Annotated in this window: 21 protein-coding genes; 8 read left to right on the top strand and 13 right to left on the bottom strand. The window is 51.9% G+C overall.

Annotated elements, in window-relative coordinates:
* Positions 1-118: 118 nt before the first annotated feature.
* Together SK3146_RS26690 and SK3146_RS26685 are read right to left on the bottom strand one after the other, a co-directional pair.
* The gene (locus SK3146_RS26690) at positions 119-955 is read right to left on the bottom strand and encodes a carbohydrate ABC transporter permease (protein WP_249861614.1); all 837 of its coding nucleotides are present in this window, start codon (positions 953-955) and stop codon (positions 119-121) included.
* Positions 955-1,839 (bottom strand): carbohydrate ABC transporter permease, encoded by an 885-nt coding sequence (locus SK3146_RS26685; protein ID WP_249861613.1) that lies wholly within the window; start codon positions 1,837-1,839, stop codon positions 955-957. Before SK3146_RS26685 ends, SK3146_RS26690 begins: the two co-directional genes overlap by 1 nt.
* 195 nt (positions 1,840-2,034) lie before the next feature.
* On the opposite strand from SK3146_RS26685, the gene SK3146_RS26680 reads away from it, so the two are divergent.
* From SK3146_RS26680 to SK3146_RS26665, 4 genes are read left to right on the top strand one after another with little or no spacing between them, the layout of a single operon-like run.
* Positions 2,035-3,828: a cache domain-containing sensor histidine kinase gene (locus SK3146_RS26680; protein ID WP_249861612.1), complete on the top strand. Its 1,794-nt coding sequence runs from the start codon at positions 2,035-2,037 to the stop codon at positions 3,826-3,828.
* Between the two features lie 44 nt (positions 3,829-3,872).
* A complete protein-coding gene (locus SK3146_RS26675) occupies positions 3,873-5,489 on the top strand; it encodes a response regulator (protein ID WP_249861611.1) in 1,617 nt (538 codons plus the stop codon).
* On the top strand, positions 5,486-5,926 hold the full coding sequence (locus SK3146_RS26670) for a hypothetical protein (protein WP_249861610.1): 441 nt from the start codon (positions 5,486-5,488) through the stop codon (positions 5,924-5,926). The genes SK3146_RS26675 and SK3146_RS26670 overlap by 4 nt, the downstream gene beginning before the upstream one ends.
* A gap of 15 nt (positions 5,927-5,941) precedes the next feature.
* Complete coding sequence (locus SK3146_RS26665) at positions 5,942-7,015, top strand: phosphodiester glycosidase family protein (protein ID WP_249866454.1); 1,074 nt, start codon at positions 5,942-5,944, stop codon at positions 7,013-7,015.
* A 251-nt stretch (positions 7,016-7,266) separates the two neighbouring features.
* Here SK3146_RS26665 and SK3146_RS26660 read toward each other — a convergent pair whose 3' ends face one another.
* Both SK3146_RS26660 and SK3146_RS26655 read right to left on the bottom strand, forming a co-directional pair.
* Positions 7,267-7,521 carry an AbrB/MazE/SpoVT family DNA-binding domain-containing protein gene (locus tag SK3146_RS26660; protein WP_249866453.1) on the bottom strand — a complete coding sequence of 85 codons (255 nt, stop codon included), beginning with the start codon at positions 7,519-7,521 and terminating at the stop codon, positions 7,267-7,269.
* A 194-nt stretch (positions 7,522-7,715) separates the two neighbouring features.
* A complete protein-coding gene (locus SK3146_RS26655) occupies positions 7,716-8,180 on the bottom strand; it encodes a tRNA (cytidine(34)-2'-O)-methyltransferase (RefSeq protein WP_249861609.1) in 465 nt (154 codons plus the stop codon).
* Positions 8,181-8,304: 124 nt separating this feature from the next.
* Between SK3146_RS26655 and SK3146_RS26650 the strand changes: the two genes are divergently transcribed.
* Entirely contained in the window at positions 8,305-9,018 is a 714-nt protein-coding gene (locus SK3146_RS26650) for a response regulator transcription factor (RefSeq protein WP_249861608.1), read from the top strand.
* A 150-nt stretch (positions 9,019-9,168) separates the two neighbouring features.
* On the opposite strand, the gene serC is transcribed toward SK3146_RS26650, so the two are convergent.
* The gene (serC, locus tag SK3146_RS26645) at positions 9,169-10,257 is read right to left on the bottom strand and encodes a 3-phosphoserine/phosphohydroxythreonine transaminase (protein ID WP_249861607.1); all 1,089 of its coding nucleotides are present in this window, start codon (positions 10,255-10,257) and stop codon (positions 9,169-9,171) included.
* A 182-nt stretch (positions 10,258-10,439) separates the two neighbouring features.
* Here serC and thpR point away from each other — a divergent pair, with 182 nt between their 5' ends.
* Positions 10,440-11,003 carry an RNA 2',3'-cyclic phosphodiesterase gene (gene thpR / locus SK3146_RS26640; RefSeq protein ID WP_249861606.1) on the top strand — a complete coding sequence of 188 codons (564 nt, stop codon included), beginning with the start codon at positions 10,440-10,442 and terminating at the stop codon, positions 11,001-11,003.
* A gap of 19 nt (positions 11,004-11,022) precedes the next feature.
* Here thpR and SK3146_RS26635 read toward each other — a convergent pair whose 3' ends face one another.
* From SK3146_RS26635 to SK3146_RS26625, 3 genes are all read right to left on the bottom strand, one after another.
* Positions 11,023-12,699 carry a S9 family peptidase gene (locus SK3146_RS26635; protein WP_249861605.1) on the bottom strand — a complete coding sequence of 559 codons (1,677 nt, stop codon included), beginning with the start codon at positions 12,697-12,699 and terminating at the stop codon, positions 11,023-11,025.
* A gap of 15 nt (positions 12,700-12,714) precedes the next feature.
* Positions 12,715-13,008: a hypothetical protein gene (locus tag SK3146_RS26630; protein ID WP_249861604.1), complete on the bottom strand. Its 294-nt coding sequence runs from the start codon at positions 13,006-13,008 to the stop codon at positions 12,715-12,717.
* A 518-nt stretch (positions 13,009-13,526) separates the two neighbouring features.
* Positions 13,527-14,771, bottom strand: a complete 1,245-nt coding sequence (locus SK3146_RS26625) for an IS110 family RNA-guided transposase (RefSeq protein ID WP_249860219.1) — start codon at positions 14,769-14,771, stop codon at positions 13,527-13,529.
* Positions 14,772-15,180: 409 nt separating this feature from the next.
* On the opposite strand from SK3146_RS26625, the gene SK3146_RS26620 reads away from it, so the two are divergent.
* Entirely contained in the window at positions 15,181-15,651 is a 471-nt protein-coding gene (locus tag SK3146_RS26620) for a GNAT family N-acetyltransferase (RefSeq protein ID WP_249861603.1), read from the top strand.
* Positions 15,639-16,463 (top strand): 2-phosphosulfolactate phosphatase, encoded by an 825-nt coding sequence (locus SK3146_RS26615; protein ID WP_249861602.1) that lies wholly within the window; start codon positions 15,639-15,641, stop codon positions 16,461-16,463. The genes SK3146_RS26620 and SK3146_RS26615 overlap by 13 nt, the downstream gene beginning before the upstream one ends.
* 110 nt (positions 16,464-16,573) lie before the next feature.
* Here SK3146_RS26615 and glnA read toward each other — a convergent pair whose 3' ends face one another.
* From glnA to SK3146_RS26590, 5 genes are all read right to left on the bottom strand, one after another.
* Positions 16,574-17,998: a type I glutamate--ammonia ligase gene (gene glnA, locus SK3146_RS26610; RefSeq protein ID WP_249866452.1), complete on the bottom strand. Its 1,425-nt coding sequence runs from the start codon at positions 17,996-17,998 to the stop codon at positions 16,574-16,576.
* Between the two features lie 250 nt (positions 17,999-18,248).
* Positions 18,249-19,292: a 3-deoxy-7-phosphoheptulonate synthase gene (gene aroF, locus SK3146_RS26605; RefSeq protein ID WP_249861601.1), complete on the bottom strand. Its 1,044-nt coding sequence runs from the start codon at positions 19,290-19,292 to the stop codon at positions 18,249-18,251.
* Between the two features lie 134 nt (positions 19,293-19,426).
* Positions 19,427-19,966: a DUF2062 domain-containing protein gene (locus SK3146_RS26600; RefSeq protein WP_249861600.1), complete on the bottom strand. Its 540-nt coding sequence runs from the start codon at positions 19,964-19,966 to the stop codon at positions 19,427-19,429.
* A gap of 21 nt (positions 19,967-19,987) precedes the next feature.
* Entirely contained in the window at positions 19,988-20,941 is a 954-nt protein-coding gene (locus SK3146_RS26595; protein ID WP_249861599.1) for a 4-hydroxy-3-methylbut-2-enyl diphosphate reductase, read from the bottom strand.
* Positions 20,942-20,965: 24 nt separating this feature from the next.
* Complete coding sequence (locus tag SK3146_RS26590; RefSeq protein WP_249861598.1) at positions 20,966-22,492, bottom strand: sensor histidine kinase; 1,527 nt, start codon at positions 22,490-22,492, stop codon at positions 20,966-20,968.

The raw sequence follows: 22,492 nt of genomic DNA, 5'->3' as shown, positions 1-22,492 counted from the left end.
TGTTGCTTGTTCCTGTATTTATTGTAAGAAATCGGACCCTCTTCGAACACGGACTATATTGAACGAAAAGGTGTAACCTGTTGACCGCATCATCATGCTGCGGACGCCCCCGCCCTCTTTATCCTTTGACGGAGCCGGCGGTAATCCCTTCGATAATATGGCGCTGCATCGCCAGGAAGAAGATGACGATCGGCAGGACGCCGAGCACGAGCGCAGCCAGCGCCAAGTCCCACTGCTTCGTATATTGTCCGAAGAACGAGTACGTCGTCAGCGGAATCGTTCTAAGATCGGGGCTGTTCAGAACGAGCATCGGCAGCAGGAAGTCGTTCCAAATCCACAGGCTGTTCAGCAGGATGATCGTGACCGTCATCGGCTTGAGCAGCGGGAAGACGATTTTCCAGAACACGCCGTACGGTGTGCATCCGTCTACCGTAGCCGACTCCTCGATTTCCATCGGAATCGACTTAATGAACCCGTGATACAGGAAGACGTTCAGCGAGACTCCGAAGCCGAAATAACAGACGACCAAGCCCGGAATGCTGTCCATCAGCCCGACCTCGCTCGCTACGCGGACAAGCGGGATCATAATCGATTGGAACGGAATGACCATCGCCGCGACGAACGCGAGAAAGACGAGATTATTGAACCGGGAAGGCCGGCGCACCAGCCGGTAAGCGGCCATCGAGCTGATCACGACCAGTCCCAGATTGCTGAACACCGTAATCAGCAGCGAGTTCAGGAATGCCTTCGGGAACTTCATGATGTCCCATACTTTGACGTAATTGCTGAAATTAAGCGAGCTCGGAAGGCTCGACGAGTTGATCAGAATTTCTCCGAATGTCTTCATCGAGTTGACAATGACGAAGTAAAACGGGACGAGAAACAGCAAGCCGACAATGATGCCTACAATTTCCAATCCCAGCAAGCGAAGATTGTAAGTGCTTTTCGCTTCCATTACACTTCAACCTCCTTCTTCTTGGTCGTCCACACTTGAATCATCGTAATGAGCGCCACGACGATGAAGAACAGGAACGCCTTGGCGGTTCCGAGTCCGTACCGGTTGTTGCGGAACGCTTCATCGTAAATGTTGAGCGCCACGGATTGCGTCGAGTTGAACGGCCCGCCTTTGGTCAAGGAAACGTTCAGGTCGTACATTTTGAACGCCCAGGATATCGTCAGGAACAGACAGACCGTGACGGCGGGCATGATCAACGGAAACGTAATCGTGCGCAGCGTCTGCCAGCGGTTCGCGCCGTCGATATAAGCCGCCTCGACAATGTCTCTTGGGACGTTCGCCAGCGCGGCGATATAGATGACCATCAAATATCCGGCCGTCTGCCATACGCTGACAATGACCAGTCCCCAAAACGCCGTCGGCGCGTCGCCCAGCCATGGAAGCTGGAAAAAACCGATATTCGTAAGCTCGCCGATCGTAGCGAACCCTTTGACAAAAATAAACTGCCAGATGAACCCGAGCAGCAAGCCGCCGATCACATTCGGCATAAAAAACACCGTTCGCAGCACATTGCGGCTCTTCAGCGCCTGCGTCAGCAGCAGCGCCAGCGCGAAGCCGACCAGATTGGCCAGCAGCACGTTCGTTACGGTAAACTTGGCCGTAAACCAAAATGAAGAGTGGAAATCTTGATCGTCCACAATGATTTTTTTGAAATTATCCAGCCCAATCCATTTGATCGTAGAAGTAACTCCGTTCCATTCGGTGAACGAATAATAAATGCTCATCAGAAACGGCACGATAACGATAATGGAGAAAAAGACGAGCGCCGGACCGACGAATACCGTCTGCAGCATCCAATCCGACAAGCGATGCCTAGCTTTCATAGCATCTTTCCCCCTTTGGTTAAGTATAACCCTAGTATAGAAACGGAGACGGTTTAAAAACACCGACTATGATGACCCATCAGGTGGAATTTATTGATATCCCTTGATACAATATAGCTTGCGCAAGGAGCCGAGCTCTTGTAGTACCGCATTGGCACAACGCCTAGACGCTCTGTGAAAGAAAGGGGAAGACTTATGATCCGTAACAGCATCCGCAACAAATTGATCGTCTTCCTGCTCGCGGCTACGATCGTGCCCATTGCCACATCGATTATCATTACCTACTTTTTCACCAAGCATTCAGTGTCGCAGGAGACGGTCGTCAGCAACTCCAATTTGATTTACCAAGGTAAAACGAACATTATGAACTACCTGAAGGTAATCGAGCAAAGCTCGCTGTCCGTGTATAACGACACGACGCTGTACAATATTATAGAAAGCGGCGACACGGACTACATCAGCACGAGCGAAATTTTCCGCGGCGTGCAGGCGATTGCCAATTCGGTCAAAGAAATAAAGCAGGCGTATTTATACATAGCCAAAACGAACCGCTCCTTCATGATCGCCCAGGGAAATCCGGGACGCAACGAAGGGCCGGGACCGAAATACATCCCGGAGATGAACGGCGCGGAGGTGCGGCTGGAGCCTACTCATATCAGCCATGATTACCGAATGGGCGGCTTGTTCTACGTCCCCCCTGCGACGGTCGTCACAATGCACCGCTCCATTCGCAATGCGCTGACGCAGCAGGAGCTCGGCTTTTTGTCGATCGACTTCAGTGTCGATGTCATCCGCAGCATTTGCGAGCAGCTGTACACGCCGGGACAGGAAGAACTGTACATTCTCGACCGGAACGGAACCGTGATTTACGGAACCGACCGCGAGACGTGGGGTAAGGCGCTGGACGAGGATTGGGTGCGGCATTTGCTGGCGATGCCCGAGGATAAAGGAAGCTTCGAGTGGAAAAGCAAGCCGTTCTCGGGCATCCATATATACGAGCGGATGACGTCGCCTTATATGGAATGGACGCTCGTGAAGCGGATTCCTTACGAAAATTTGTACAAAAACGCTCGCGAGCTGACCCAAATCAACACGATGATTTTCAGTCTGTTTCTGATTGTCGTGATTTTTGCAACGCTGTACATTTCGTTCAAGTTTACCGCTCCGATCAAAAACTTGATCGGTTATATCGGCAAAATCCAAACCGGCGACATGCAGGTGGACATTCAGGTGACGAGCCATGATGAAATCGGCATTTTGGCGAGGCGCTTCCGCCAGATGATGCAGACGATCAACAACTTGATCGTGAGCGAATACAAGCTTGATCTGGCCAATAAGACCAATCAGCTGAAGGCGCTGCAAGCCCAGATTAATCCGCATTTTCTGTACAACAGCCTGCAGTCGATCGGCACGCTCGCCCTGCAGCATCAAGCGCCGAAAATTTATTCGCTGCTGTCGTCCCTGGCCAAGATGATGCGCTACAGTATGAATACGAATGAAACGCTAGTCCCGCTCAAACAAGAAATCGCTCATGTAAAATCGTATTTGGAGCTGCAAATGCAGCGGTTTGAAAACGAGCTGACCGTTTCGTTCGAGATTGACGAGGAGACGCTGGATAGGACCGTGCCCAAAATGATTTTGCAGCCGCTCGCGGAAAACTACTTTAAGCACGGCTTCGATCCGCGCGAGAAGACCGGACGGCTGCTCATTACCGGGTCGATCACGCAGGATAACAGGCTGCGGCTGACCGTCGAGGATAACGGCCGCGGCATCGATCCGGATACGCTCGCCCGGCTCCGGCGGCAGCTGAGCAAGCATCCCGACATCGCCTCCGAGCCGGCGGAGAGCATCGGGCTGCTGAACGTGCGGTCGCGGCTTGCACTCTACTACCCGGGCACAGCGATGAAGATTGAGCCATGCAGCCCTTCGGGCGTGCGGATCGTGCTCTTGATTCCGCTGGATGCGCCGGGGGCTCATCAGAACGGCTAGTCCGCTCGGCTAACTTGAGCGCGGCTGGAAAAGGAGGAAAACGCATGAAAGCGATCATTGTCGACGACGAGAAACATGTGCGCGAAGCGGTCAAGCTGCTCGTCGATTGGAACCATTTCGGAATCGATACGATTTTGGAAGCGCAAGACGGAGAAGAAGCTATCGAGATGATCGGCGAGCACCGGCCGCAAATTATTTTTACCGATATGATGATGCCGACCAAAAACGGCCTTGAGCTGCTGGAATGGCTGGAGGCCCATTATGCCTACGGGAAGACGATCGTCATCAGTGGGCATGACGACTTCCAGCTCGTCCGCCATACCGTTAAGCACGGAGGCGTAGATTACATACTGAAGCCTATCGACGCGGAGCAGCTCCACGCCGCAGTAGGCAAAGCGGTGGACTGCTGGATTCGCGAGGAGAACGAGCGTCATCGCAAAGTGCAGAGCAATATCGAGATGAATCAGATTCGTCCGGTATACTGGGAGAAGACATTGTCCAATCTCGTTGCCGAGCCGTCCGCGTACGAGGCTTCGGCCGCTTCGCTGGACGAAGCCTTCGGCATTGAGCGCGGCATGAAGGAATGCCGCCTCGCCATCATCGCTTTCGATACGATGAGCGCCGGATTAAAGGCGAAGTTCGACGCCAACTCGGACCTATTATTCTTTTCCGTTACGAATATATGTAACGAGATACTGCGGGCGGGCCGTCACGGCGTCGCTTACCGTTACTGGAACAGCGATGGGGAGATTCTCATCCTGCTGTACGGCGCATCGCCCGACCCGGACCCGGTGCTCGCCGATATCCAGCGCGGTCTCACGGCCGCGCTGCGCAGCAGCCTGGACATCGGTGTCAGCCTCGTCCAGCCGTTCCCCTACGGCCTGCCGGCAGCGTACCGGGAAGCCCAGTCGGCCCTCCGGCGCCGCAATCTGCGCGTGAAGGAGAAGCGGATATATTATGCGGCCGGCCAGCCTTCCGCCCAGCAGCCGCTGCTCTCTTATTCCGACTATGCCGAGCAAATCCGCCTGGCGGTAAAAAGCGGCAGCGAGGAGCAGATCGGCAAAGCCGTCGACTTGTGGCTGGACGCCGTTCGCGCTCTCGACACCGTGACCGTGGAGCAGTTCAGGCATTGGCAGAGCGAATACAACGTGCTGCGCAGCCGCTGGCTGGCGGAATGGTTCGGCGAGCGCCAGGCCGAGCTGAACATCCGCGCGGCTCCGGGCTTTGTCAGTCTGCCGCTCGATCAGGACGGAGCGCTGTCGCCGCAGCTGTGGAGACGGCAGCTGATCGATGATCTGACCGCTCTCGCAAAGCTTCAGCTGGAGCATCAGCATCGGGATAACAACGCGATCTTCGAGATTGCAAAGTATATTCAAAACCATTATCATCAGGATATTACGCTTCAAGAGATTGCCAATCATTTTTATTTAAGCCGTGAATATATTTCCCGTAAATTCAAACAAGAGTTTAAAGTCAATTTATCCGACTATTTGAGCGATATCCGCGTCGAGAAAGCGAAGCTGCTCCTGCTCAACCCGCATTTACGGATTGCGCAGATCGCCGAAATGGTCGGGTACGACGATGAGAAATATTTCAGCAAGGTGTTTAAAAAGCTGGTTGGCCTCTCACCGAATGAGTACAGGAAGGTGAATCAACCATGAACACGCCCGTTGAGCCTGCCGTTTTCGAGCAGCCGATGGCGCGGCCGAGCAAGCCGGTCAAGCGGAAAGGAAAAGGAAGAACCTACGTTCTGTTATTTATGGCGTGGACGCTGCTCATCGCGCTCGGCGGGCTAGGCGCCAAGATGTACACCGATCATTTGCGCCAGCAGATTGCCCAGCAAATCGCCGCGCAGACGGATCAGCAGCTGCAGGCCGTGCAGGAGGATTATAAGAAGCAGCTGGATCAGTTGAAGGAAAGCGTCGGCGGAGATTTGGCCAAGATGCAGACGAAGATCGACGCCTTGAACGAGCTGCTGGCGTTTACCAAGGACAGCGCCAACAGTAAGACGGACAACAGCAACCAGCTGTACACACAGCTGAACGAAGTGAAGAAAAAGCTTGACGACCTGAAGAAAAACCTGGATGTACTGCAATAAGGAAGTGTGAACAAAATGAATCCGGTTCAACTTATTAACCGCACGATGCTCTTGGCCCTTGCTCCTTTTATCGGAATCGTCGCTTTCTTACTTTTATCCCAGTTGTCCGTACAGCTGCCGGATTTGCAGCGAATCGCCAAGACCGACTTCTCCATCCAAGAGGAATTGCAAAAATCAAGCGAGCAGCTCGATAAAGCAAAAGACGACGCGACGCAGACCAAGTCGACGATCGAACGCTTCTTCGAGCTGTACGAGAAAAGCGCCTCCGATGTGACTGCGATGGTGGCGACGGCCGAGGCAGCCTCCGCCAAGCCCGAAGCCGTCTTCGATTCGCGCATTAGCTCCAAGCTCGGCGGGAAGCTCGCCAGACAAACCGTCAGCTCGAACATCGATCTGAAGCTGTACAACTTCAGCGATTCGAACTATAAGGGCTACGCGCTCAAAGTCAATATGAAATCGGACAAGGCGATGAAGATGGTGCTCGGCAAGGATGCCGTCGGCGGCAGCGAAACGACGCTCGACGCGGCCCGGCGCTATGGCGCGGTCGCGGGAGTTAACGCCGGAGGCTTCGCCGACGACAGCAAAACCGGCAAACGCTATCCGCTCAGCACGACCGTCTACAACAGCAAATACGTATACGGCTTCGAGCCGACGTTTGAAGATTTGGCCTTCGTGGGCTTGAGCACGGACCGCAAGCTGATCGGAGGGCGCTTCTCCCGGCAGCAGGATTTGGATAAGCTGAGTCCGGCGTTCGGAGCCACCTTCGTTCCCGTTCTGCTGCAGAACGGCAAGAAGCAGTCGATTCCGCCGCAGTGGCAGACCTCTCCTGCCCGCGCCCCGAGAACGGTGGTCGGCAATTTCAAGAACGACCAGTTGATTTTCCTCGTTACCGACGGTTATGACGAACGGGGCAATTCCGGAGCTACGCTCGCCGAGCTTCAAGACAAGCTGTTAGCGATGGGTGTCAAGGATGCGTACAATTTGGACGGCGGCGGCTCCTCCAGCCTGATTTATGAAGGCCAGATCATCAATCGCCCTTCCGACGGAAAATTGCGCCTGCTGCCGACGCATTTCTTGTTTTTTAAATAAATGTTCACATTTTGGTAATATTTTTTTCGCCTAGCATTGGTTATAATAATGTGCAGGGGGTGCATCCGATGTCAGCAACATTTTGGATTGTCATTTTAGTATTCTTAATGTTTATTGTAGCAATGTGCACTGCAGCTTATAATGACGACAAGACGAAAGGCCTGTAAGGGGCTTTTCCTTCCAATCATGATAAAAAGCATCACGCTCCTTACGTTGTAAGGACTCCGTGATGCTTTCTGCTTTTCCCCGAACTATGCCTTTTGTTTCATCGCGCCCATCTCTGCAAGACATTCCCCGCAAATATGGCGCTCCTTAAATTCGCTGACCTGCTCCATGGAACTGCAGAACACACAGCGCGGACGGTATCTCTCCAAAATAATGTGGTCTCCGCTAACCAATATTTCAACAGGGTCCCCTTCATTCATCTGATAACGCTTGCGCAGCGATTTCGGAAGCACAATCCGGCCCAACTGGTCGACTTTTCTAACTACACCTGCTGGTTTCATCATAAATTCACCTCTCTTTCGTCTTTCCAACGCAAAAAAAAACGAACAGTACAATCCTAGCCGACAACCGTAACCATCGGATTGCAGCCTGTCATTATACTATTCGTTGAATATGTCAAAATTCCTGCCATACCTCTAGAAGTACTGTGAAAAAGTTCGCTGAGCCTGCCCCTCGAATCGGTTGCACCGTTTTTTTAATGCAATCCCGGGAAGCCGGTCTGCCTCAAGCCTTCATACAAAATGATCGCTGCGGAGTTGGACAAATTCAGCGAACGGACCGCATCCGACATCGGCAGCTTCATTAATTGTCCAGGATGCTCCGCCAATATTTCCGGCGCCAGTCCCTTCGTCTCTTTGCCGAAGACGAGAAAGTCGCCGTCCTGAAATGTAAAATCAGTGTAAAGCCGATCCGCCTTCGTCGTCGCGAAGAAAAAACGGCCGTCCTTGTATTTATCCTTCACTTCCTGAAACGAATCGTGATATTCGAGCTTGACCGAATGCCAATAATCGAGCCCGGCCCGCTTCAAAGTGCGGTCATCCGTATCAAATCCGAGCGGTCTGACCAGATGCAGCCACGTTCCCGTCGCCGCGCACGTTCTTGAGATGTTGCCCGTATTCGCCGGAATTTCCGGCTCGACCAATACGATATGAAAAGCCATCTGTGTATAACCCGCCTCTCTGTACAAAAAATTTTACACTCGGTTTACTTGATCTTAATATCGTGTTGATAGTAATCCGGCATAATAAAGTTATCAAGCGCTTAGACAAAAGGAGATTCGAAGGATGAAGAAGAAAATTCTTGTCGTAGACGACGAACCTTCCATTTCGATGCTAATAGAGTTTAACCTGAAGCTGGTAGGCTTCGAGGTGCATTGCGTATATGACGGCGAAGCGGTATTTCCGGCCATTCAGCATTTTCGCCCCGATGTTATCGTGCTGGACCTTATGCTGCCCAAAATGGACGGTATTCAAGTATGCCGCAAGCTGCGCGAACAAAACAATCTCGTGCCGATCATTATGCTGACCGCCATGCAGGACTTATCCGATAAAATCGCCGGCCTCGATAACGGAGCGGATGATTATATGACGAAACCGTTCAGCCCGCAGGAGCTGATCTCGCGGATTCAAGCCATTCTGCGCCGAATTCAGACGCTGCCGTCCATTGCGGAGAACACTCCGGTAACGATCGGCCAGATCGAAATTCAACCCGATCAGCGTGAAGTGACGCTGCGCGGCGAAATTATCGAGCTGACGCCGAAGGAATTCGATCTGCTGCTGTTTCTCTGCAAGCACCGAGGCAAAGTGTTAAGCCGCCAGCAGCTGCTGCACGGCGTGTGGGACTACCATTTTCTCAGGGATACGCGCATCGTCGACGTGCATATCAGCCATCTGCGCGATAAGATCGAGCATAACGCCCGCAACCCGGAATATATCGTCACGATCCGCAATGTCGGCTACAAGCTGGCGGAGCCTGCAGTTAAAGAATCGCTCGCTTAAGCCCGCCCCGTTCTCAAGCTCCCTCTCTTATTTTGCCTGGCCCGAGAAGCGCCGCTTGCTGTCACCGAAGCGGCGCTTCTTATCGAGCCGCCCGCCCGCAAAAGAAAAAGACAGTCCCCCTTGTGCAGCAAGGACTGCCCGTTCGATTCCTTATCCGTTGCGCTTCTGGAAGTCGGCCATAAAATCAGCCAGCGCTTTGCAAGCTTCGTACGGCACGGCGTTGTAAGCCGACGCGCGAATGCCGCCAACGCTGCGGTGTCCCGCCAAACCGACGAAGTTATGCTTCTCCGATTCCTTCACGAATTGCTTCTCCAGCTCTTCGCTCGGCAAGCGGAACGTAATATTCATAATGGAACGGCTGTCGGCATCGACGTTACCGTTGTAGAAGCCGCCGCTCGCATCGATGACGTCGTATACGAGCTTGCTTTTCTCGATGTTGTTTTTCTCCATCGCCGCGACGCCGCCGTTGTTTTTCACCCATTTCAAAACCAGATTCACCATATAGATCGAGTGAACCGGAGGCGTATTATAGAGCGAGCTGTTCTTCGCATGCGTCGAATATCGCAGCATAACCGGAACATGCTTAGGCTCGTCCGCCAGCAGATCGTCGCGGATCACCGCTACCGTCACGCCGGACGGACCCAGGTTTTTCTGCGCTCCCGCATAGATCATCGCGTACTTCTTGGCGTCGATCGGACGGCTCAAAATGCCGCTCGTCATATCGCCGATCAACGGAATGCCGCCCGTCTCCGGAATATAAGAAAACTGCGAGCCTTCGATCGTGTTGTTCGTCGTCATATGAACGTAAGCCGAATTCGGATCGATCCGCAGGTCTTCCGCTTTCGGAAGACTTCTCCACTTGCCTTCCTTGTTGGATGCCGCGATAACCGCTTCCCCTAACACTTTCGCTTCTTCATAGGCTTTCTCCGAGAAGCTGCCGGTAATAATATAGCTGCCGACCTTGCCCGGCTTCAGGAAGTTCAAAGGAATGGTAGCGAACTGCGTGCTGGCTCCGCCCCCCATAAACAATACTTTATATCCGGATTCCAATCCGAGAAGCTCCAGCAAGAGCGCCTGCGTCTCTGCGTTGATCGCTTCGTATTCTTTGCTGCGATGAGAAATTTCCATCAAGGACATGCCGATTCCATTGTAATCGACGAATTGCTCCTGTGCTTGCTGCAGCACCTCAAGCGGCAGAGCGGCTGGACCCGGGTTAAAATTGTACGCGCGTTTTGTCATGGTTTCACACCTTCACCTGTTTTTAGCATCAGCATCTTTTGATATGATATGGCTATGATAGCAAGTTTGTCCCTATCCATCAAGTAGTTATGCGCATTCTTCACATCATTGATACATATTTCACAACCTGCCGGAAATGCTGATGAAGATGAAACTTCAATGAGAGAAGGAAGGAAGCAGTTGTGACCAAAGACCGGCTTTTTATCGCTATTCCCGTTCCTCCGCAGCCGCGAAGCGAGCTGAGCAAGCTTATGGAGCAATTGCAGCCCAAACTGGCTTTCCGCAAATGGGTGTATCCGGACGACCTGCACATCACATTGACCTTTCTCGGCGACACCGACACCGTGACAGCCGACAAGGTCAAGGCGGCAATGAACGATGCGGCGTCTGCGGGAGCGCCGTTCCGCTTGCAGCTCGGTCGCCTCGGCACGTTCGGCAGACCGCTCGCTCCGAGCGTGCTGTGGATGGGCGTGCAAGGGGAGCTGGACGCTTTGCATTCGCTGCAGTCCCGCATCGAGCAGTCGGTGACGCCCCTCGGCTTCCGGCCGGAGGATCGGCCTTACCGCCCCCATATTACTATAGCGAGGAAGTATGCGGACGAATCGCCCTTCCCTCCGGCTGCCGAGCTGGATTCCGAATGGATGCGAAGCGGCGAATCTTCATGGAGCTGCTCACAGTTCGTTCTGTACCGCACACGGATGAACCATCAGCCGATGTATGAAATATTGGCGCGGTTTTCTATGTAAATCAACCGCAAGCCGCAGTTTATGCTTCATAAAAGCTTCCAGGCAAATCTTTGCCGTGAATACAATGATCAAACCAAAGCCGAAGTCTTTTCATATAATCTTTTTTGTAAATATCATTCCATCCCCCATTATGGAAAGCCTTTGGATAGCAAATTAAATAGGCTTCCGTGTTTTTGGATCTCAATCCGTTTATGAACGGAGTGGCTACACTGCCATAGAGCGAGCGCTCTGCGCTGGTTTCGAAAAAAAGTACAGGTGCTTCAATATCATTAACCTGCTCAATCGGCGAATTCATTTTGTATATTTGTTTGTCTACCCACTTTTCTTCATAGCTGCCTTTATTGCCATATCGGTCATCGTATAGAAGATCATAAATACCGACGGCTGCAGCCGCACCTTTAAATATGGATGTTTTAGCAACAGTCCACGTTGCCAGCATAGCCCCAAAGCTTGATCCGTAAATTCCCAATCGGTCGGGGTCCGTAATTCCTAGATCAATAAGATGCTTAACGCCTGCAATGACATCTTCATAGGGTGCAGACATTAAACTTGCACCCTTCGCCTCCTCCATAAACGTATCGCCGTAACCGCTGCTACCTCTAAAATTCGGCAGAAAAACGGCATAACCATGCAGCGCAAGATAAAATGCGGCGCTTTCACCCCGCGCCGAAATGAGCTCCGTCAAGCTTGCGGTTACTGTACCATTCGCCGGTCCTCCATGTAAAAATACTAATGTCGGGCTTTTTTTGACTTGTATCTTGAAGCCGGGAGGCAAAACGACAATTCCTTCAACTAAATTATCACCGCTTTTATAATGTACAATCTCAATTTTCAGGTCTGCAAAGAGATCATTTTGATTCAATTCACTTGTGGCAATAAAGTTTCCGTTAATATCGGCAACAACGATTTCTGTAGCGGAGCCTGGATTTCCCAGCGGGAAAGCAAGGTTATTGGAATAATGAAAGCTCTTTGCTCCTGCGCGATGTCTGGGCGACCATACTGCATGATTTATAGGGGTAATTTGATTCACTTGAGAATCCGAAGTTGATATCGTATACAATGCATTCGTAACACCGTTCTGGGCGCTGAAAACGATATACTTTCCATCATTCGACCACGTATGCAATTGGTTATTATAACCTGGGGAATGTACTGCATTTTCAATTTGAAATTCACCGTCGGTAATTTTCCCTGCCTGTATTTCATTTGCCGCCCGTCTAGCCATGAGAATCTCGCTGCCTATCATTTGGGTTAATTCGATGCGCCCTTTATATAGACTTGTACATTGACCATTGTCCAAGTTTAATCGGCAAAGCTCATCCCCTATTGAAATCAGCAGGCTATTCCCTTCAGGAAACCATTGTTCCAATTTTATCATTTTCTCTTTGACCGATAGGACTTTCCGGTCCTCAAGCGTGTTCACGTCTATAAGATGCAATTCGGATTCAAACACCGATAACTCCAGACGCATTTTTTTATATAAATCATCGCCGCCCTTATAAATAGTAATATCATCAGGATTTCTATATTTCTCTTTCATTTTTTTGGCTAATCCGTATTTGCTGCCATTAGGCATCACTACATAAGCCAGGTGTTGAGAGTTCGGAGACCAGCATAATGTTGTTCCGTTGAAAGGGTCTCTGCCGCCGAATGTGGATTGTGTTAATATTCTCCTATCCGATCCGTCCCGGTTCATGATGCCGAGCTCTTTTTATCCATTGTTCAAATATACAAAGGCAATTTTCAGGCCGAGAGGACACCAGGCCACCTTTGACGAATCTTCCTCCGGCGATGTCATCTGAATCCAGCTTTTGCTTGCCAGGGAATACTTCCAAATCGACCGGTTATATTCATCGAATGCATAATTGGGTTCCGGAACATCCGAGCTGCCGAACACTACCAAAATATCTTTATCATCAGGGGATATATGGACTTCCAGAAACTGCCGATAATGAAGTTTGTTAATCTCCTCGATCAGCTTGTGATCGTCGATATAAACATCCATTTTACCGCTTCCTTCCCATCTTTATTAAATTTCTGTATTAGGCTGAAATCTCAAGCATGAGCTAATGTTGAAAATGATATATTTGGAAAATCCTTCTACTAAATCAAGGTTACCACTAACTTTATTCCCGGCTCAATAGGTCGATCCCATCTTTTACCTTTGCACCGAAATATACAAAAAGGACCGCTGCTTCAGCGGTCCGTCATGTGTAGTATTTGATTTTCACTCATACGTTCAGGGAGTCCGGAAATTCGGATACTCCTTATTCAACATCATAACAAACCGCTCAGTATCAGTCTATATTTTTCCCGGATTTCATGTCACAATTTTCCTGCAAGCCCATACCTAAGTCCAGCGGTATGATGTCAAGTCCCCGAATCGGTGGAATTGGAAATTTTCTTGGCTGTAACAGCTGGGAGTGCCGAAAAAAGGACAGCTCAAACTAAACCCAGCGAAAAATCGAGATAATATCCAGATTTTAACTGGGAATTATGCCAGGGACTTTAGCAAAGGAGGCGTTAATCCTTCGCAGGCGTCACCTTCTTCCGTGGCGTATAGAGTTGGCCGTTGCGTAGCAGCACATCGACCAGACGCACAAGCTTTCTTGCGGTTAAGACGAGGGCGCGTTTATGTTGGTGCTTGGGCACTTCCTTGTATTTCTTCCGGTAGTACTCGCCGAATTCTTCATCGCGGTTCTTTACCGAGTTGGCAGCTTCAACGAGGTAATAGCGAAGGAATCGGTTGCCGGATTTAATCCGTTTGGTGTCTTCGGCTTCAAAGGCGCCAGACTGGCTCTTGCGCCAGGTGAGGCCAGCATACTTGGCGACAGCGGCTTGGTCGCTAAAGCGCTCGATGTCACCGATCTCGGCAAGGATGCCAGCGGCATAGACGCGATCAATGCCGGGAACAGAACGCAGGCACAGGGAGCCAGGGATCGTCTCGAGAATTTGCTCAATCGCCTTGTCCAAATCCTTGAGCTGAGCCTGGATGCTCCGGATTGCTTGAATGGATGTACCCAGCACAAGATCAATGGAATCCTCGACGACTTTGGACAGCCGGTAAGAGGCTCTGGCCGCTTTCTGAATGCAGCGCGCGACGTTCTCGGGATCCGGGAAGCGATTGCGCCCCTTGTCCCGCAAGTAGTCGGCCAGATCGCCGACATCCATCGTCGCGATGTCGTCCAGACTGTACTTTTCGGAGAGCATCTCAAGGATGGCATGGCCGAACACCGAGCTCTCGACTTCGGTCGTGAAGGCATTGCACTTGTAGAACAGGTTTTGCAAGAAGTACTGTTTCTCGCGCGTCAGGTTATGGATCAAGTGAAACCGCATGCGCGTTAAACGCTGGAGCGCAACATACTGCTCCTGCATGACAATGGTGGTTGTCAGCCGCCCGAAGCGCAGACGGTCCGCAATCACCCAGGCATCAAGCCGGTCGGTTTTATTCAGGTCGGGATAGGTTTCTCGGAACTTGCTGACCAACTTTGGATTCATGGTAAAGACCTTGGTATGGCGCTCCTGGAGTGTAGGGTCACTATGCAGGTACATGGCGGGATGCCAGCTGTAGACCGAGGTCGATTCAAGCCCAATGTGAATCTCGGAGACCGCGTGCTTGTCCGCTAAGGCAACGATGCGATCTCGCAGATGAGCAGCCCCCTCCAGATTGTTTTTCACTGTGAGGGTCTCGAGCTTATCCCCGTCTGTGTTCATGAAACACGTTTCCAGTTCTTTCGAACTGACGTCAATACCGACAAAAAGCGTCAAATGGAATTTCCTCCTTTCGATGAGGGATGCAGGGAATAGACTCTCCGGGATGCCTCCGGCGCACGCGCAGATCAATCACCCTCGCCTATAAGAACACGCTTCGGTCCATGAGCTGCCCTGGCTTGCTAGGCCAGGCATGGGGTGCCGAAGGGAACGGCCAGCGGGTCAGAAGCTCAGACACGTACCGGAGAAACAGACTTAGAAATGTAGACGTGCTACAGGAGGAGAAAGAATTTCCCCGATAGATCCCTATGATCTATTGTCCAGAGGCATGCGGGAAAGTCCAGTCCCTTTTGCAATTTTCAAGGTGCGATTTACTGGAAATCGAAAAGTTTGCGGCCAGTTCCCATGGGAACTGGAAATCGGCTTAAAACTTGGTTCTAGAAATACTATACGAGGAGGTTAAAACATGAACCATGTAACTGTAGCCGAGCTGGGAACGGAGCATTTGGACGAAATGACCCGCTTATTAACGATGTACCGTACCCGCGACGCCAAACATGAAGACCATCTGACGAAAGAATGCCGCCATGCCTTGGAACGGCTGCTGCAGTTCCCGAACGCCTTCGGTCTGCTCGCCCGGTTCGATTCCCATGCGGCCGGTTTTCTTACGTACAACTGGGGCTTCTCCACCTCGAAAGGGCTGCCGATTATGCGGATTCAGGATCTGTTTACGGCTCCGTTGTACCGTAGGCTCGGTGTCGGCAGCGCATTGCTGCGGCGCGCGGCGGCCTTGGCCGAGGAGCGGGGCGCGGGCCGCATGCAGCTCGAAACCGACCTGGATAACGCTCCGGCCCGCTCTCTCTACGCTGCGGAGGGGTTCGAGTGGATCGCGCAAAAGATTGTGTACATGTATCCTATGCAAGGATGGAACTCATGAACGTCCTACACGGTTTTCACTACACTGATCAAGCGCCTTACGATTGCCGAATCGAATGGGGCCCGCGCGGGGCCAGAGCTGCCGCCGAACGAGGGGATATCGTCATCATCGTCGATGTTCTCAGCTTCTCCTCGACGGTCGTTACCGCGCTGCATTACGGCGCGCTGATTATACCGTATCCCCCGCCGATGGAGGGCGCCCGTTCCTTTGCCGCAGCTCAGGGAGCGGAGCTCGTTACCGGCCGGGCCGAAGCGGCCAAGACCGGAGGCCATTCGCTCTCTCCCTTATCGTTCGGCTCTGCGGACCGATCCAGGCCATTCGTCCTCTGCTCCGCCAACGGAGCCGCCTGCACCGCAGCCGGAGCCGCAGCGCAAACGGCCGCGGTCATCGCAGGCAGTCTGCTCAACGCCTCCGCCGCGGCACGCGCTGCCGAACGGCTGAGACTCCTGCGACCCGGCAAAGCCGTTACCGTCATCGCCTGCGGGGAACGGTGGGACAACGCCCGCCAAGAAGAAAATAGCCTGCGTCCCGCTATCGAAGATTATTTGGGCGCAGGAGCCATTCTCTCCGGGCTGAGCGGCAGCCGCTCCCCGGAGGCCCGGCTGTGCGCTGCTGCCTACGAGGCGGTGCGCAGCGACGTGAGGGCGCTGCTCCTGGACTGCGCCAGCGGCCGGGAGCTTCGTCTGCGCGGCTTCGAAGACGATGTCGCGCATTGCTCGAGCACGGATCGCTACGAGGCGGTCCCCATGCTGCAAGGCGGACGGTTCGTCGATGCCTCCGCCCCCGATGCGCTCATCGGCGATGCCTTGTAACCGCCGGAGCACCCGGCGGCGCGCAGCCGTCCTTCAGCACAAAGAAGGCAGCCCCGAATATGAACCGGGACTGCCTTCTTTCTATTATATAGATCGTATTAGAGCGGATCTTACAGATCGAAGTACAAGGAGTATTCATGCGGATGAATCCGGATGGATACGGCTTTGGCTTCGCTGCGTTTCAAACCGATGTAGTTATCGATGAAGTCTTTCGTGAATACGCCGCCTTCAGTCAAGAACTCATAGTCGGCTTCCAGAGCGTTAAGAGCTTCGTCCAACGTGCCAGGCACGCTGCGGATTTCGCCTTTTTCTGCGTCGGACAGGTCGTAGATGTTTTTATCCAGCGGACCATAGCCGAGAGCGCGAGGGTCGATTTTCTTCTTGATGCCGTCCAAACCGGCCATCAGCATAGCTGCGAAAGCAAGGTAAGGGTTCGCGGTGGAGTCCGGAGTACGGAACTCAATACGACAGCCTTTAGGCGTAACGGCGCCAACCGGAATACGAATCGCTGCGGAACGGTTGCCTTTGGAGAATGCCAGGTTAACCGGCGCTTCGTAGCCAGGAACCAGACGTTTGAACGAGTTCGTGGACGGGTTCGTCAACGCGATCAAAGCAGGCGCATGGTACAAAATACCGCCGATGTAGTTCAATGCCATTTCGCTCAGGTTAGCGTAGCCGCCTTTTTCATAGAAAAGAGGAGTATCGCCGTCGAAGATCGATTGGTGAACGTGCATGCCGCTTCCGTTGTCGCCGAACAGCGGTTTTGGCATAAACGTAGCCACTTTGCCGTATTGTCTGGCTGTGTTTTGTACGATATATTTATATTTCATCAGGTTATCGGCCGTTGTAGTCAATGTGTCGAAGCGGAAGTTAATTTCGCCTTGACCGGCGGTAGCCACTTCATGGTGATGGCGCTCGATACGAAGACCGGCTTCCATCAACAGACGACACATTTCGCTGCGAATGTCTTGCTGCGTATCCGTAGGACCTACAGGCACGTAACCGCCTTTATGACCGACTTTGAAGCCAAGGTTTCCGCCTTCTTCTTTACGGTTCGAGTTCCAGTGAGCTTCTTCGGAATCTACGAAATAAGAAGATTTGTTTTGTCCGCTCTCGAAACGAACTTCGTCGAAGATGAAAAATTCGGATTCAGGGGCAAAGAATGCCGTTGTGCCTACTCCTGCCGATTGCAAGTACTCTTCCGCTTTTTGAGCAATGCTCCGCGGGTCACGATCATAGCGCTCGCCTTCAGGAGTGTGGATATTACACATCACGATCAGCGTAGGATGAGCAGTAAAAGGGTCTACATATACCGTCTCGGTATCAGGAAGCATAACCATGTCAGATTCTTCAATACCTTTGAAACCAGGAATAGAAGATCCGTCGAACGCTACCCCGTTCACAAATGTAGCTTCGTCAACTTCATTCGCTGGCAAGGAAATATGATGAGCTCTACCGGAAAGATCGACAAAGCGAAAATCTACCCACTCGATGCCTTTTTCTTTAAGGATGCTTAATACGTTTTGAATTGACATTGTAGCCAACCTCCTAATTTCCGAACATTCTTCACGGTTTGTTCGTACATTGTTCAAGTTTTTTATTTATTATGGTGTTATTATAAAACTTTTCGTGAATAACCGTCAATAGTTATGTCAGGTATTTTTTATGGATATGTAAGGTATTCTCACACATCGATCGATTTTGTTCATATTTTCGACAAAAAAAGACTTGATCTCCTCATTAACGGGAAATCAAGTCTTGTCATTTATTTATTTGCTTGTGAGATTATACGGTAATTGACTCTTTTTTCGTATCGAACCGTTTCCCTACCAGCGGAGCCAACTTCTCCAAATCGACCATCAGCTTGGCGAATTGATCCGGGAACAGCGATTGAACCCCGTCTCCTGTCATCGAATTGTCCGGATCGGTATGCATTTCGACGATCAGCCCGTTAGCGCCTGCGGCTACGGAAGCTTTACTCATCGGCTCGACCAGCTCTCTGCGCCCCGTGCCGTGGCTCGGATCGGAAATGACCGGCAGATGGCTCAGCGATTGCAGCGCCGGAATGGCGGCGAGATCAAGCGTATTTCTCGTGTAAGGTTCGAATGTTCGGATTCCGCGCTCGCAGAGCATTACGTTCGGATTGCCTCCGGCCAAAATGTACTCGGCGGCGTTCAGGAATTCGTCGTACGTAGAGCTGAAGCCCCTCTTCAGCAGAACCGGCGTCTGAATCGTTCCGAGCTTGCGCAGCAAATCGAAATTCTGCATATTGCGCGTACCGACCTGCAAAATATCCGCGTATTCGGCGCATACATCTACATACTCCGGCGTCATCACCTCGGTAATCGTCAGAAGACCGTGCTTCTTGCCCGCTTCCGCCATCATGACAAGACCTTCCACGCCGACGCCCTGGAAGCTGTAAGGGCCGGTTCTCGGCTTGAAGGCGCCGCCGCGCAGCACCTGCGCTCCCGATGCTTTCACGAGCCGGGCGATTTCATCGATTTGCTCGGGAGATTCCACGGCGCAAGGTCCGCCCATGATGACGAGCTGCTCCCCGCCGATCTCCACATCCTTAATCTTGATGACCGTATCCGCCGGATGGAAATCGCGGCTCGCCAGCTTATATGATTTAGAAATTTTCACCACCTGCTCTACGCCCGATAGTTGGCGAAGCTGCTCGGCAAGCATCGGATCGGCTTTGCCGATAATGCCGATCACGGTGCGGTCCACTCCTTTGGACACATGCGCCTGCACCTCGTGCTTTTCGATATGATGGACAATTTCCTGAATTCTCTCTTCGGATACTTTATTCGAAATAATAACGATCATAATAACAGCACTCCCTTTTATATAAAATTCACTTGAACGCTTCGACGCTTATACGCTTTTAAGCTTTTAATCACTAAAGTAACTATACAATAAGAAAAAGCCTCCCGTCAAGTAGGAGGCTTTATTTTCCTTTTTTATTGCGTCGACTCCGGTCTGACCATCAGCTGAGCCTTTCTTTTTTTCCGCTTTTCCTTGCGCCGCGAGTCGTACAATTCAAGTCCCCATTTGATTGGGAAGTACACAAGCAAACCGAGGAAGATCCCGACAATGACGCCGCCGATAAACAGCTTCAGGTTCGAGCGGATAAACGCATCCATCCAATCGGGCAGATGATACGCAAGAAACTTGCGGGCGCCGTGCGGCATAAGCGCGCCTCCGACCTTCATGTGGAAGTACGTCATGGGAATATAGATCACTTTGCCGAAAACGAAGCCGATCAAAGCCGCAGCCATACTCCCTCGAAACAAATAAACGAATGGAAATATAAGGAAGAATGCAAGTCCAGCCGTCGGCAGCGTGAACATTTCTATAGCCAAACCGATGGAAAACCCCATCGCAACCATGCTTGGCCCGCCTTTAGCCCGAGTCAGCAGCAAATATTTGTATTTAAACCAGCGTGCAATATTGCGGACATGAAAAGGCTTTTTGCTTTTTGCCGTTCTCTTCTGCTGCATATCCCTTCATCCTAACGTTTGTTATTCGTTTCCCGCTTTTTTCTTCACCGGCGGAATCAGCTTCTCGAAATTAATGGTTCGCTTGATTTCCCAAGTTTCCGGATCGTTTGGATCAAGCTGTTCCAAATAGTTTATGACTTCCTTAGTGATTGGTGTCGGCGTAGAAGCGCCTGAAGTTACGGCCACTCGCCTCACCGGCTCCAGCCATTCGCGGCGCAGCTCCGTTATGTCTCCAATCCGGTACGCCTTAACCCCGGCGATCTCCTCGGCCACTTGCGCGAGCCGGTTCGAGTTGTTGCTGCGCGGGTCGCCGACGACCAGCACGAGATCGGCATCCTTCGCCTGCTCCGCTACCGCCTCCTGCCGCACTTGGGTCGCCAAACAAATTTCGTTGTGAATTTCGGCCCGAGGGAACTTCTCCAGCAGCCGGTTCATAATATGCTTAATGTCCCACTGGCTCATCGTCGTCTGATTCGTAATGATGATCTTCTCCGAGCCCAGCTCCAGCTTCTCGATCTCTTCAAGCTTCTCGATCAAGTGCACGCGTCCCGGCGCTACTCCGATCGCTCCTTCCGGCTCCGGATGCCCCTTCTTTCCTATATAAATGACGTGATAATCTTCCGCCGTTTTTTCCCTGATCAGATCGTGGGTCTTCGTAACGTCCGGGCATGTAGCGTCTACTACCGTCAACCCTTTATCTCTGGCAAGCTTGCGCACTTCCGGCGATACGCCGTGAGCGGTAAAAATAACCGTGCCCTTTTCCACCTGTTCAAGAATTTCCAGACGATTCGGTCCGTCCAGCGTAATAACGCCTTCTTTATCAAAATAATCCGTAACATGGGAATTATGCACAATCATGCCTAAAATATACACGGGTTTCGGCAGATCCAAATTTTTTGCCGTTTGCATAGCCAGCGCCATGGCATCTACAACCCCGTAGCAGTAGCCTCGAGGCGAGATTTTGATAATGTCCATTCCTGCACCTGCCCTTCACATCCATTATACCTGATTACTCTCCTCTAGGGAATGCCTGTGCACGAATGTTGTCGAATCCTCTAGCATAGGAAGCCAGATGACAAAAGTGCTCCCTTCATCCTTGCGCGTCTTCACCTCGATAGAGCCTTGATGCTCGTCGATAATCCACTTGGCGATCGATAGCCCGAGACCGGTGCCCGATGTCTTGCCTCTGGACGGATCGGCTCTGTAGAATCGTTCGAAAATGAGCGGTATCTCTTCCTTATCCATGCCGATTCCCGTGTCCTCGATCCGCACCCCGATCTGATCGTTCATGCGCAGCGCATCCAGCTTCACATAGCCATGCTCCGTATATTTAAAAGCATTTTCGACGAAAATGAACAACAGCTGCTGCAGGTAATCGCGATTGCCTATGACGACAACGCCCTCCAACGCACTCAAATCTCCGGCCTGCCAATCGACGTTATGCGGAAGCAGCTGCGCCCTGCGAATGACCTGGTCGACAATCGGCTTCAGCTCCATTTCGCTCTTCTCCATCTGAAAGCCCGCATCGGCTCTGGCCAGCGCCAGCAAGTCGTTCACAAGCCGCGTCATCCGTTCGGATTCGCCGGCGATGTCGTGCATAGCCTCAAGCGACATCTCCAGCTGCTGACGGTCTTGCAGCTCGCCGATGGCGGCGGTTTGCCGCCACATCTTCTCCAGCAAATCGACATTGCCCCGGATCGTCGTTAGCGGGGTTCTGAGCTCGTGAGATGCATCTGACACAAACCGGCGCTGCCTCCGGTAAGCTTCCTCCAGATCGGAATAGGTCGTCTGGAGGCGCCCTAGCATGCCGTTGATCGTATTGGTCAATCTTCCGATCTCGTCATCCGGTCCGTCGTAATTGATCCGGTTGCCGAGATCGGCGCCCTTCTCAATCTGATCCGCCGCGGCGATGACCTGATCGATCGGTCTGAGCGCCTTGCGCGCAAGGAACCAGCCGATCGAGGCCGCCAGCAATATCGTCACGATCGATGCGGATATGAGAATGATGCGCAGCAGCGCGAACAGCTTCTCGAACGACTCCGTATAGACCGCCGCCTGAAAAACGCCGGCCAGCTGCTGCTGGCCGTTTTTGAGCACCGTGATGGGCAGGCTGTAGACGATAAAATCGAGATTTTCAATTTTCGTTTTGCGGATCAGGCTTTGATCCTGAATCAGCGCTTGCTTCTGCTTGTCGGTCAGCTCGGGAAGCGTCAGCTGCAGCTGCTGCAAATTGGACGATTTATCGGTCCTTCCGTTAAGAAAATTGTCCAACTGGTAGAACGTCGTGGAGCTTTTGAGCAAATCTCTGCCCTGCAGTCCGAAATCCCAGCTGACGCCGCCTCCGAGCGTAATGACCATCCGCGGCTGAATGCGGGCGTATACATCGTTCGCCTGATTCGTCAGATCCTCTTTATAATAGTTGTAGTTGTTAAAATAAAGCAGACCGTACAATCCGAAGCCGAATAGCAATATCGTGACCGACAAAATGCCCGTATACCATAATGTTAGACGAAGACGAATGGACAA

The sequence above is a fragment of the Paenibacillus konkukensis genome (genome assembly GCF_023523925.1).
Classification (GTDB): domain Bacteria; phylum Bacillota; class Bacilli; order Paenibacillales; family NBRC-103111; genus Paenibacillus_S; species Paenibacillus_S doosanensis.
Note: the sequence above shows the minus strand (reverse complement) of the source record. Positions and strands in the feature narration are given on the sequence as shown.